Below are 12540 nucleotides of genomic sequence, written 5' to 3'. Positions count from 1 at the left end.
ATGCTCCAAAAGGTTCGGGTGGTGATTAGAAGGTGGCGCTCAGCTTGCGGGTGACAGCGGTGAGCGAGCTGTCATCGCCCACATTGCCGGCGAAGACGATGTACGGGATGCCGGCGGCCGGTCCATCCACGGATTCCCAGAGCGAGACGATGCCCGGGAGCATGGACCCGCGCACGATTGCATGGCGCATTTCCAGGCCGAAGGCCGCGACGTCCGACGAGGTGATCCCGCCCTTGGCGATCACGAAGCGCGGCGGATTAGCATGCAGGGTCCGGTTGACCACGGCGACCACTGCGGCGCTCACGGTCCGGGCGATATCCAGGGACTGGGCGGCATCCTCGGTCTTCACCAGCGTGCGCGAGGTGTGCACGATGACGTCGCCGGTGGCCAGGGCCTGTCCGATCTGCGCCACCTTGGAGGAGATATAGGCTTCGCTTTCCTCCGCGAGGATGGTGGGCACGTCCAGCTCGAAGACCGTGGCGTTCGAATGCACCGCGGTGAGGTCAGCCAGCTGGCGGGTGGTCACTCCGACGTGGGATCCGACCACGATCAGCCCGCCCGCGGTCCGCTGCTCGGAGCCGTTGTCCGCAAAGATTTCTTCGGCGGTGAGCGGCTCGCGCTGCTCTTGGCCGATGCGCGCACGCATGAAGGGCGGGCCCACACGGCACAGCACCCGGGTGCCAGATGCTTCGGCCAGCTGCAGCCCCTCGGCCAGTGCCAGGAGGTCGTTTTCCGTGACGATATCTGCGGTGGCCACCTGTGCGTTGGATGCCTGGGCCAGTGTGCCGGCGATGGACGAAGCGCCAGCGCGGATGGTGTTCAGATCCAAGACCATCACATCCTCGGCGGCTTTGCGGCCGCCGGTCTTCTCGGCGACGTAGTCCGGCAGGTAGCTGGTGCTGAATCCGAAGGTGGCGTCTTTGGCGAATTCGGTGTCGCTGACCTTGGCCAGCTCGCCCTTGCCGCTGCGCATGTAGTGCTCGCCGGCCACGGTGATCCGGCCGGCTTCGCCGAACGCGGGAACCATCAGGATGGCATCCACTGCTTCGTTGGGATCCACTGCGGCCACGGTCGCGGCCAGGGTGTCGGTTTCCAACGGGAAATGCCCGCGGAGGGTGGAGTCGCTGCGGCTGACGAAGGATACGGAAATTCCCGCTTCGCTGGCAGCTTGCAGGGCGGCGCGGGCTACCTGCTCATTGCGGACGGCGGCATCGGAGGCGTCCAGGGAGCGGGTATTGGTCAGGACGTAGACGGCCAGCGGGCGCTCGCCGTCGAGTTCCAGGCCGAAGGCCCACCGGAAATCTTCGACTTCCCAGGCAGTGAGCACCGGCAGGTTGCTGACCGACTGCGTTCCGGTGGGATCGTCATCGAGGACCACCAGCACTCGTCCGGTGGCACGTGCCGCCGCGGCGATCTGCGCGGGGGCCATGTCTCGCTCCGGAAGGTATCCGGCGAGCAAATCGGACTCAAGCATGAACAAGGACTCCTTTGTCATTGGGCAACCCATCAATTTCACAGGTAAGATGTCAGACATCTGGTGTGCAATTTAGTGTCGCATGGATCACTGTCCGCCGCAAGCCGTTCGGGGACATAGACTGGACAAGTCTCGAAGAGGATGGATCATCCCAAAGCTGGAGGAATCGTGGCGCGGAAATCACTGGTGGTACAGGTCGTCGATAGCGTGCTTGACCGCATCGTCAGCGGGGAGCTATCGGTTGACCAGATGATTCCGGGAGAATTGGAACTTTGCGACACCCTGGAAGTCAGCCGGATGACGGTGCGCGAAGCGATCAAGACCTTGGCCGCCCAGAACATCATTCGCATTGAGCGCGGGCGCGGAACCTATGTGAATCCGATCAACATGTGGAATTCGCTGGAGGCCGTGGTTCGTGCCACCACAGCGGGGGTGGGCGCTGCCGCTGCAGCGGTCCAGCTCATTGAACTGCGCCGCATGCTGGAGACCGGCGCCTGCGAATTGGCTGCGGCACGAATCACCGATGAGCAGCTCGAGCACATGGGCGTACTGCTCGAAACCATGCGCGAGGCTCATGCAGCCGGAGACCTGGACCGATTCGTGGATGCCGATCTGGGGTTCCACGACATCATCTTGCACGCCTCGGGCAATGTTTTCGTCTCTGCGCTCTACGAGCCCTTGGGGCGAGTGCTCTCCTCGCGCCGGCGCGAAACCAGCGCCTTCCCGCAGATCCAGGAACACGCGATTCACGAGCACGAACAAATCCTCCGGGCCCTGTCGCTGCGCAACAGCTCCAGCGCGCGCGAGGCCATGGACGAGCATATGCAACAGACCCTGGATGACCTGAACACCTTTGTGCTTGATCGCTAGCTGACCGTGCCCGGCCGGTGGCCAAGCACGCCACGATCGATAGCCTTGGCGCCTTTCCCAAGTGACGTTGGCCAGAGCCCAAGGCGTGGTGCTGATTGCCGTGCCCGGAGTATTCCTCGGTGGATATGGCAGTGCCATCATCAATAGCAAGGTTGACACGCTCACGACCAAGTTCGGGATGGGCCCGAGTTCGCTAAGCTTGGCGGCGCACCCGAGTTTTCCACCCTGAGTGTGAGAGCCTGGGCCGAAGATCATTCTCCAATGCCATCACCGGCTGGCGGCGGCGGTTCTACAGTTGAAGGCAGAGAAAACTGTTCTTCGGCCAACTTCGCAAAGGACCTTCATGACCAGCTTCGCCACGTCATCCCATACCCGCACTGCCACCCGCATCTCGATCGGCTCGGCTGTCCTGGCGCTCGGTATCGGCCTGGCCGGATGCGGCGCCGTCGAATCCTGGGACAAAGCCACCTCTGATGCCTGGGCTGTGACCTATGAAGTCACCGTCACCGGAGGCACGAGCAACAGCCTGAAGGACGTGTCCTACCTTGAAGCCGAAAAGCGTGGCGAGGATTCCACCTCGGTGACTGAAGAATCCGTCAGTACATCGGAAGCCACAGGCAAGAAAAAGAACAAGGTCTGGTCCATAGAGAGCATGGTCACCGCCCAGAAGGATGCATCGGTCGCCGCGACACCAGATAAGGACGGCACCGCGACCTGCCGGGTTCTCTTGGACGGCGTCAAGGAAATCGCCTCCGCAACCGGCGCCCCAGGTGAACGCGTCCAATGCGATGTCACCACTCCGGCCTTTAAGGAGTAGGCGAATCACTGCGCCCCTTGGCTCTTCGGCTGAATGCTGGCTCCAAGCTATTGTTCAGCGATCTCCAGCATTTTGACGGGCTTTTTGAGACCTCCTCCACAGCCGGAACAGGGCCACCGCGATAGAATGGCAGCTGGTCTTTATTAGCAATTCGCACCACAGGAACGGGATTTACAGCAGGGGGCAGTGGAATGGGTGTTGGTTCAACCGGCCACGATCAATCTGCTCAAATCCAAGGTGATTCCGCTCAGGGCGCCCCGAAGTTCACCGAAATACCAGAGTTCCTTCGCCGTATCTGGCGATTGAGCCATGCACGCGTTTTCCGCTATCTTCTGGTGATCAGCGTCATCCAGCTGGTGAACGGCTTGGGTGTCCTGCCAGCCATTCGGTACCTTTTCGGCCTGGCTCTTGAAACCAGCCACCTTGAGAACGTCACCGACCGGACGTACACCGTGCTGTTGAGCCAGCCCATTTCCGTGCTGTTGCTTGCGGCCATTGCCGTTCTGGCTCTGGCCGCCGTGAGCCTCCAATTTGTCGCACTGATTGTGATGGTCAATCGGCAGCAGTCGGGGCGACCGCCAAACCTCGGCGAGATGCTTGCCGACACCCTGACATGTTTGGGCAGGCTGCTCAGCTATCCGTCACCGCTGCTGATGGTCTATTTCTTCCTCGCGCTGCCGCTAGGCGGGCTGGGCCTTTCTTCGGTGCTGATTCAAGGCGTCGGAATTCCCCCGTTCATCACCCGTGAGTATCTGAAGGTTCCGCTCAGCACTGCCATCTACGTATTGATGATCGGCTCCATTCTCTGGGTGAATCTCCGCCTGGTCCTGACCTTGCCGATGATGGTTGTCGGAGAGAAGAAATCGTTGCCGGCGCTGGTCGGAAGCTTGCGTGCAACGCATAAGAACTTCTTCAGATACCTGGTCCTGGTTGGACTGCCCCTGGGCCTGGCAGCATTGTCCGCCTCGGTGCTGGTTGAAGCCCTGGTCTGGATCTCGGACCTTGCAACCAGCCTGAAGACGGAACGAAGCTCGGCTATGATTGCCAGCGTGTGCATCGGGTTGGGCCACACAGCGGGCTTCATGATCATTGGCGGCGCAACAGTTGTTGCCCTCCAGATATTGGTTGCTTTGACCCGGGATCGGCTCGGTCTCACATCGGAATTTGAAGTCCGGACCAAGGACCATCGAACAGTCCCGGCACGTGCTGCCCGTGCTTCGGCGGGAACGGTGGCCTTCGGGCTTGCCGTGGCCGTGAGCTTCTATGCAATGCCAGCTTCGGGGCAAACCGTTTCCGGTGCGGAAGACACCAGGATTCTGGCGCACCGCGGTTATTCTGCCGGTGGTGTCGAGAATACCCTCGGGGCACTGGATGCGGCCGCCCAGCACCACGCGGATTATGTCGAGGCAGATTTCCAGCAAACCAAAGACGGGCATTTTGTTGCCAGCCACGACACCAACTTGCTCATGGTGTCCGGGGTCAACAAGAACATCTACGAGATGACCTTGGAACAAGTGCGAGATGTAACGGTGCGCGAAGGCGGGTTCACCGATCACATTCCCACCATGCAGGAGTATCTTGAACATGCTGACGAGCTGGGGATCCCGGTCCTGGTCGAGCTCAAGGTGACGGGCCATGAATCCAAGGGGTATCTGGACCGTTTCCTTGAAGATATTGATGCCACGGGGACAACCACCAAGAACATCTACCATTCGTTGAGCCCGACGGCAGTGAATGAAATCAAGCGCGAGCGTCCCGAGCTCCGCGTTGGCCTGACTGTTGCCATGAGCGTAGGCAAGCTTCCGCGAGTGAACTGCGACTTCTACACGTTGGAACAGGCATCCTTCCGTCCAGAGCTCTTGGACCAGGCCCACGAGCAAGGCCAGGATGTCTATGTCTGGACAGTTAATGATGAATCCACCATCCGTGAATTGCTGAGCCTGCCGGTGGACGGGATCGTGACCGATGCGGTGGAACTGGCCATCTCCGACCGCCACATGGTGGCCAGCACTCCCGCCTCGGAGTATCGGGTGGGCTATGCGCTGGCCTATCTGGACGTGTTCCGGTAGCCGCCGCACCCGCTGCTTGTGAATAGGCTGTGCGGATCAGCTGAATCCGGCAAACAATGTACAGTTCAAGCAATTGCCGGCCCGGAATGCGCAATACTTGGAGGAAGCATCAATGGCCGCAGGAAGATACTGCGGCCGGAAGGGAATGATGGACGCTTCAGGCGACAGTAGATCTCATAGGTTTTACCCTCTGCCCGGCAGGAATGCCCGTGCGCACCGGATGGTCAGGGGGTGTAGATAATGCAATGGTTCTCGCTGCTCCTGGCGCTGCTCCTCATTCTGGGCTGCGCACTGTTCGTCGCGGCCGAATTCTCGCTGATCACGGTTAACCGCAACCAGGTGAAAGACGCCGCGCAACGCGGCGACCGCCGTGCGGCCGGCGTGCTCAAGGGCATGGGCACCTTGTCCACCCAGCTCTCCGGAGCCCAGCTGGGCATCACATTGACCAACCTGGGCATCGGCTTCCTGGCCGAACCGGCCATCGCGGCGCTCGTATCCGGACCACTGCAGCAGGCCGGGCTCGGCGAGGCCGCCGCCCGGTCGGTTTCCATCGCCCTGGCATTGGTGCTGGCCACCGTCCTGACCATGGTGTTCGGCGAACTGGTCCCCAAGAACCTGGCCATCGCCAAGCCCTTCGAAACGGCCAAGGCCGTGGTGGGCTTCCAGCGCGGCTTCAGCGCCGCGACCAAGCCCTTCCTCGCCTTCTTCAACGGCAACGCCAACTGGATCATCCGCCGCTTCGGCATCGAGCCGCAGGAAGAGCTGGCCTCGGCCCGCTCCGCCGAGGAACTGGTCGCGCTCGCCGGGCACTCCGCCCGCCAAGGGGTGCTGCCCTCGGAAACCGCCGAGATGCTGCGCCGGACCGTGGCCTTCGGGCACCGCCGCGGGCGGGACGCGATGACCCCTAGAGCCAGGATGGTCACCGTTACAGCGCAGCACTCCGTGCATGAGGTGCTGCAGCTGGCCGCACGCACCGGGCATTCGCGCTTCCCGCTGGTTGACGGGTCGGGACACCAGGTGAGCGGCCTGGTCCATATCCGCAGCCTGTTGCCTGTTCCCCATGAGCAGCGCCGGCACACCCCCGTGGGCGGCTACGCCCAGCGGGCCCGCCTGGTCCCGGACACCATCGAGCTCGATGAGCTGATGGACCAGCTGCGCGGCGACGGGCTGCAGCTGGCGGTGCTGATCGACGAGACCGGGGATGTGGCCGGGATGCTGACCCTGGAGGACCTCGTCGAGGAGATCGTCGGGGAAGTGCGCGACGAGCACGATGCCACCGGCACCCCGGTGCAGCCGCTCTCCGAGAACAGCTGGCGGCTGGACGCGGCCCTGCGCCCGGATGAAGCCGGCGAGGTGCTGGGCTGCCAGATCCCGCAGGGGCCGGACTACGAGACGCTGGCCGGCCTGCTGACCGTGCAGCTCGGTGCCTTCGGCGCAGTCGGCGACGAGATCAGCCTCGTGGTGCCGGGCCTGCCCGGTGCGCCGCGCAAGCAGCTGGTCTTCCGCATCCACGCCACCGAGGGGCAGCGCATCGCCACCGTTGACGTGGCCGTATCCGAACTTGATGAAGGGGAGCTGGCGCGATGAGCGATCTGCTGGGCATCCTTGCCACGATAGTGCTGCTCGCAGCGAACTTCTATTTTGTCGGCGCCGAATTCGCGCTGATCTCCGCGCGCCGAAGCATCATCGAGCCGAAGGCCGTGGCCGGCAGCCGCAGCGCCAAGGCGACGCTGTGGGCCATCGAGAATGTCTCCCTGGTGATGGCCGGTGCGCAGCTGGGCATCACCGTCTGCTCGCTGGCGCTTGGCTATGTCACCAAGCCGCTGGTGAAATACGCGGTGGCCGGTCCCTTCGAGGCCCTGGGTGTCCCCGCGGGCCTGATCGACGCGCTGTCCTACGCCATCGCGCTGGTGCTGGTGACCTACCTGCATGTGGTGCTCGCCGAAATGGTGCCCAAGAACATTGCCCTGGCCGGCCCGGGACGCATGGCGCTGATCCTGGGCCCGAGCATGGTCCTGGTGGTGCGCCTGCTGCGCCCGCTGCTGTGGCTGATGAATGCGATGGGCAATCTGGTGCTGCGGATCTTCGGCGTCGCGCCGAAGAACGAGGTGGCCAGCACGTTCACCCGTGATGAGGTCTCGTCCATGGTGGCCGAATCCCGGGAAGGCGGCATCCTCGATGCCCAGGATGAGCAGTTGCTCTTGGGAGCGCTGCACTTCGATGCGCGCAGCATCGAATCGGTGGCGATCAGCTTCGATGCCGTCCAGACGCTACCCGAGCACTGCACCCCGGAGCAGATCGAGGCGGCGGCCGCCCGCGGCTTCTCGAGGTTCCCGCTGCTCCGGCCCGATCGCACCCCGGTGGGCTATGTCCACGTCAAGGACGTGCTTGGCGTCGAGGCGGCGGAGCGATCCAGGCCGCTGCCGCGCAGCCTGGTCCGCGCGCTGCCCTCCTTCGAGCCGCAGCAGAGCGTGCGCACCGCGTTGCGCGAAATGCAGCTGGGCGGAGCCCACCTGGCCCTGGTGCGCGAGCGCGCCACGGGCGCGGTGCACGGCATGGTGACCCTGGAGGACCTGCTCGCCGAGCTGGTCGGCCAGATCAGGGACGAGCCCGCGGGCACCTAGCGCCCGCGGCGCCGGCGTTATCGCCTGCCGATAATGCGTCTTGGCGGGGCCCGGTGCGCCACGGGAGACTGGCACCAGGCCCTGCTGCCGCAGGGAGAACATGCTGTGGAAGGATACCCTCGTGTACTTCATTGTCGTCAAATTCCATGTGAAATCCGAGGCCGCGGAAGGCTGGGAGGAACTGGTCAGGCCGTTCACCGAGGCCACGCGCAACGAGCCGGGCAACCTGTGGTTCGACTGGTCGCGCAGCCTGCAGGATCCTGACGAGTACGTCCTGGTGGAAGCGTTCGCCGATGATGCCGCGGCGGCGCACGTGAACAGCGCCCACTTCAAGCAGGCGATGCTCGACATGGCCCCGGCGTTGCGGGAGACCCCGCGGATCATCAGCCGGCAGATCGAGGGCGATGCCTGGGACCGCATGGGCGAGCTGGAAATCGACTAGCCCGGCAGCATGGCTGACGCCCTTGACACGGCTCCGGGGCCCGAAACGGGCAGGACACAGGTTGAATCTGCCGGTCCCCGTCGACAAGATGGTGGCATGGGATATAACGATTCGCTCGCCGGCCTGGCCTCGGTGCAGAAGGCCTTCGCCCTGCTCGACGTGGTGGCGGCCCACCGCCGGGGCCTGGCCGCGAAGGAGATTGCCAGCGAACTGGCGATGCCCCTGCCCACCGTCTACCGCCTGCTCAAGACGCTGACGCTCTCCGGGCACGTGGTGCACCTGCGCGAGGAGGGCCTGTACGCGCTGGGCTACAAGCTGCATGCCCTGGATACCTCGCTGCGCCGCCAGGTCGGCACCCCGCCGGCGGTGGCCCGGCTCATCCGCGAATTGCATCAGCGGGCCGATGCGGCCGCCTACTATGCGGTGCACCGCGGCGAGGACATCGTCGTGGCCCATGTGGTCGAATCCCCGAACCGCCCGCGCATCACCCCGATGGGCTTCGGCTTCAATGACGCGGCCCACGCCACGGCCTTCGGCAAGGTGCTGTTGGCGGCCATGGAGGCCGAGCGCCGCCAGGGCTACCTTCAGAAGCACGGCATGCCCTCCATGACTTCGGCGACCATCTGCGACCCGGAGCGTTTCGCCACGGAACTGGCCGCGGTGCGCGCCGAGGGCCTGGCCATCGAGCGCGAGGAGTTCATCCGCGGGGCCTCGTGCCTGGCCGCCCCGGTGACCACCCCGGCCGGCCAGGTCGTCGGGTCGGTGGCCGTGTCCATGGATCCGGCCGAATTCCAGCAGCGCCACCTCGAGGTGGCGCTGCTGCTGCGCGACGTGGCCTCCAGGGTCAGCCGCGCGCTGCGGGGTACCTCGCTGCTCGACGCCGGCGGCGCCGGGTAGCCAGCTGCCCCGCACGGGCCTACAGCCTGCCCTGCGCCATCTGCTCGATGAGGTACTGCGCCTGCCGGATGGCCAGCGCCACGATGGTCAGGGTCGGGTTCGCCGCGGCCCCGGTGGTGAATTGCGAACCGTCGGCGATGAACAGGTTCGGCACATCATGGGCCTGCCCGAACGAGTTGAGCACCCCGTCCTCGGGCCGCTCGCTCATGCGGGCGGTGCCCAGGTTGTGCGTCGAGGGGTAGGGCGGGGTATGGTGCGTGGAGCGCGCCCCCACCGCGTCGAAGAGCAACGAGCCCTGCTGGTAGCCGTGCGCGCGCATGGCCGCGTCGTTGGGGTGGTCGTCAAAATGCACGTTCGGCACCGGCAGCCCCAGGCGGTCGGTGACCGTGGTGTTCAGCGTGATCCGGTTGCCCTCCTGCGGCATGTCCTCCCCGGTGATCCACAGCCCCGCGGTGTTCAGGTAGCCATCGAGCAGCGCGGTGAAGTCCGGGCCCCACCCGCCGGGTTCCACGAAGCTGGCCAGGAAGGCCGGTCCCAGTGCGATCGTTTCCATGTAGTAGCCGCCGCAGAAACCGCGCTCGGGATCATGCCGGGATTCGTCGGCGATCAGCCCGGCCATGGTTTCGCCGCGGTGCATGTTCACCGGCTGGTCGAACTTCGCATACACGCTGCCGGTGGTGTGGCGCATGTAGTTGCGCCCCAAGTGCCCCGAGGAATTCGCCAGCCCGTCGGGGAAGAGCGGGGAGGCCGAGAGCATCAGCAGGCGCGGGGTCTCGATGGAGTTCCCGGCCACCGCCACCACGCGGGCCTTCTGCCGCTGCGCGTTCCCGTCGGCATCAATGTAGATGACCCCGTCGACGAGCCCGGCCGCGGTATGCGTGACCTGGATCGCATGGGATTCGGGGCGCAGATCGAGCAAACCGGTGCGCAGGGACTTCGGGATTTCCGAGACCATCGTGGACCATTTGGACTTGTTCTTGTCGCCCTGGAAATTGAAGCCGTCCTGGATGGAGGCCGGCCGCCCGTCATAGGGTTCGGCATTCGTGGCGTAGGGGCCGGTGGCGTAGTGCCGGTAGCCCACCCGGTCGGCCCCGTTGGCCAGCACCTTGTAGTTGTTGTTCGCCGGCAGGGCCGGGCGACCGTGGCGGTGGGTGCTGCCCATCTTCTTCTCGGCGAGATCATAGTAGGGCGCGAGGTCCTCCAATCCCAGCGGCCAGTCCAGCAGGTTCGCCCCGTCGATGTGGCCGTAGGTGCTGCGGGCCTTGAACTCATGCGCCTTGAAGCGCGGGGTGGCTCCCGACCAGTGCGTGGTGGTGCCGCCGACCGCCTTGACGATCCAGGCCGGCAGGTTGGGGAAGTCGCGGGCGATGCGCCACGACCCGGAGGTGGTGCGCGGATCGAGCCAGGCCATCTGGTTGAAGGCGGCCCACTCGTCCTGGTGGTAATCCTCGTTCTTCAGGTAGGGGCCGGCCTCCAGCAGGACCACCTTGACCCCCTTGGTGACCAGCTCGTGGGCCAGCGTTCCTCCGCCGGCGCCGGAACCGATGACCACGACGACCGAGTCGTCATCCTGGTCGTGGGTTGCTGAGAGTGCTTCGTTGCTCATCGGGTGCTTCCTTCCTGCACGATTCCTGAATCGCCGAGGATGTTCTGAACGGGCGCGGTGGCGGCCTCCGGCGCATAGGCCTGGACGGTGTAGGGCAGCGGGCCCAGATCCGGGACCGGTTCGGCGCTTTCCTCGATGCGCGGCTCGGGCAGCCAGCGAAGATCGTTGAAGCCGCGGTGCAGGTAGCCGCCCTTGGAGAAGGACTCGCCCTCATAGCCCAGGGCCTGCTGGACTTCGGGGTCGTCGTAGAGGTTGAGCACCACGGTGCGGCGGATGAAGGCGAAGAATTCCAGATCCGCGATGCGCTTGAGCACCGCCAGCGCCCGGTCATCGGGAAGGTCCAGGAAATGCTCGTCGCTGAGCGTATCCAGGGTCATCAACCCCTGGGCCAGGGCCATGCGGAACCAGCTGGATTCCGCGGAAGCCTCGATGATCTTCTCGCTCATGCGCTCGTAGGGGCCGTCCGGGAAGCTGGCATGCGGAAAGGACACCCGGATGATCCGGGTGAGTATCTGCCGGGCCTCGTCGGAAAGTTCCAGGGCGTTCAGGGATGAGTATTTCGCGGGGAACACCATTGTTGTCACCTCGATTAGTAGACGGTCTGCTCGGCCTGCCGCCCTTGGATCCGGCCGGATCGGGACGTGGGGCCTTAACAGGATTCTGTAGCGTGCGTCACAGTGCCGCCAGTGCCGTTATCGGCTGGTGAGAATGCCCCGGTGCCCTGCGCCGCATCGCGGAAGCGGGCATTCTCGCTGTGCGAGAACGGGGCTAGGCCCGGTGGCCGGGCCGGGGACAAGCTGGGCAGACCCGGGCGGGCGCACCGCCTGCCGGGATGACCGGGCAACAGCTACCAGGAGGAATCACCATGGCAGGATCCACCGCAGGAGTCGCACTCATCACCGGAGCGGGACGGGGGATCGGCAGGGCTATCGCCGAGCGCCTGGCCGAGGACGGGCAGGACATCATCGTCGCCGACGTTCCCGGCGCCCAGGAGAATATCGCTGCGGTCATCGCCGCCGTCCAGGAGCGCGGGCGCCGCGCGGTCGGGGTCACCGGGGATGTGTCGAACCCCGAGGACGTGCAGCGGATGATCGAGGAAGGCACCCGGGAGCTGGGGGACCTGACGGTGTTCGTTGCCAATGCGGGCATCGCGCAGGTTGATGAAATCCTCGATGTAGCCCCCGAGGCCTTGGACCGCATGCTGGATGTGAACATCAAGGGTGTTTTCTACTCCTACCAGCTGGCGGCCAAGCGCTTCATTGAGCAGGGCACGGCCGGGAAGATCATCGGCGCGGCCTCCATTGTGGCCTTCCGCCCCTTCCCGGTCCTGGCGTCCTATTCCGCCACGAAGTGGGCGGTGCGCGGGCTGACGCAGGCCGCCGCGATGGAATTCGCCAAGCACCGCATCACGGTCAATTCCTACGCCCCGGGAGTGGTGGGGACCGCGATGTGGGATCTGATCGACGAGCGGTTGACCGCCCGGGACGGGACCCCGCGCGGCAGCGCCCTGCGGGCCCAGGTGGACAACATCCTGGCTGGCCGGGTGTCCGAGCCGCAGGACGTGGCGAAGCTGGTGTCCTATCTGGCCGGCCCGGATTCGGATCACATGACGGGGCAAACGGTGCTGATCGACGGGGGCATCAATTTCTCCTGAGTGCACCGTGGCCAGGCCAGGCCCCGTGGAATGCTGCGGCACCGCGGGGCCTGGCCGGCTGGCTGCCTGCATTATGGCCGGTCATGC

Annotated in this window: 11 protein-coding genes; 8 read left to right on the top strand and 3 right to left on the bottom strand. The window is 64.9% G+C overall.

Annotated elements, in window-relative coordinates; genetic code table 11:
• Positions 1-25: 25 nt before the first annotated feature.
• The gene (locus OF385_RS15035) at positions 26-1474 is read right to left on the bottom strand and encodes a four-carbon acid sugar kinase family protein (RefSeq protein ID WP_264276115.1); all 1449 of its coding nucleotides are present in this window, start codon (positions 1472-1474) and stop codon (positions 26-28) included.
• 168 nt (positions 1475-1642) lie between these two features.
• Between OF385_RS15035 and OF385_RS15030 the strand changes: the two genes are divergently transcribed.
• The 7 genes from OF385_RS15030 to OF385_RS15000 all read left to right on the top strand — a co-directional run bounded on the left by OF385_RS15030 (position 1643) and on the right by OF385_RS15000 (position 9193).
• Positions 1643-2344, top strand: coding sequence for a FadR/GntR family transcriptional regulator (locus tag OF385_RS15030; protein WP_264276114.1), 702 nt, complete (start codon positions 1643-1645; stop codon positions 2342-2344).
• A gap of 343 nt (positions 2345-2687) precedes the next feature.
• Positions 2688-3161: a hypothetical protein gene (locus OF385_RS15025; RefSeq protein WP_264276113.1), complete on the top strand. Its 474-nt coding sequence runs from the start codon at positions 2688-2690 to the stop codon at positions 3159-3161.
• Positions 3162-3463: 302 nt separating this feature from the next.
• A complete protein-coding gene (locus tag OF385_RS15020) occupies positions 3464-5230 on the top strand; it encodes a glycerophosphodiester phosphodiesterase (protein ID WP_264276112.1) in 1767 nt (588 codons plus the stop codon).
• Positions 5231-5470: 240 nt separating this feature from the next.
• Positions 5471-6817: a hemolysin family protein gene (locus tag OF385_RS15015; RefSeq protein WP_264276111.1), complete on the top strand. Its 1347-nt coding sequence runs from the start codon at positions 5471-5473 to the stop codon at positions 6815-6817.
• On the top strand, positions 6814-7854 hold the full coding sequence (locus OF385_RS15010; protein ID WP_264276110.1) for a hemolysin family protein: 1041 nt from the start codon (positions 6814-6816) through the stop codon (positions 7852-7854). The genes OF385_RS15015 and OF385_RS15010 overlap by 4 nt, the downstream gene beginning before the upstream one ends.
• A gap of 121 nt (positions 7855-7975) precedes the next feature.
• The gene (locus tag OF385_RS15005; RefSeq protein WP_264277946.1) at positions 7976-8296 is read left to right on the top strand and encodes a putative quinol monooxygenase; all 321 of its coding nucleotides are present in this window, start codon (positions 7976-7978) and stop codon (positions 8294-8296) included.
• Between the two features lie 96 nt (positions 8297-8392).
• Complete coding sequence (locus OF385_RS15000; protein ID WP_264276109.1) at positions 8393-9193, top strand: IclR family transcriptional regulator; 801 nt, start codon at positions 8393-8395, stop codon at positions 9191-9193.
• Positions 9194-9212: 19 nt separating this feature from the next.
• Here the strand turns inward: OF385_RS15000 and OF385_RS14995 are convergent, their stop codons facing one another.
• Both OF385_RS14995 and OF385_RS14990 read right to left on the bottom strand, forming a co-directional pair.
• Entirely contained in the window at positions 9213-10799 is a 1587-nt protein-coding gene (locus tag OF385_RS14995; RefSeq protein WP_264276108.1) for a GMC family oxidoreductase, read from the bottom strand.
• Positions 10796-11374: a hypothetical protein gene (locus OF385_RS14990; RefSeq protein WP_264276107.1), complete on the bottom strand. Its 579-nt coding sequence runs from the start codon at positions 11372-11374 to the stop codon at positions 10796-10798. The genes OF385_RS14995 and OF385_RS14990 overlap by 4 nt, the downstream gene beginning before the upstream one ends.
• Before the next feature lie 290 nt (positions 11375-11664).
• Here OF385_RS14990 and OF385_RS14985 point away from each other — a divergent pair, with 290 nt between their 5' ends.
• Positions 11665-12453 carry an SDR family NAD(P)-dependent oxidoreductase gene (locus OF385_RS14985; RefSeq protein ID WP_264276106.1) on the top strand — a complete coding sequence of 263 codons (789 nt, stop codon included), beginning with the start codon at positions 11665-11667 and terminating at the stop codon, positions 12451-12453.
• Positions 12454-12540: the final 87 nt, after the last annotated feature.

The sequence above is a fragment of the Glutamicibacter sp. JL.03c genome, assembly GCF_025854375.1.
Lineage (GTDB): Bacteria > Actinomycetota > Actinomycetes > Actinomycetales > Micrococcaceae > Glutamicibacter.
This window is presented reverse-complemented; position numbering and strand designations above follow the sequence as displayed.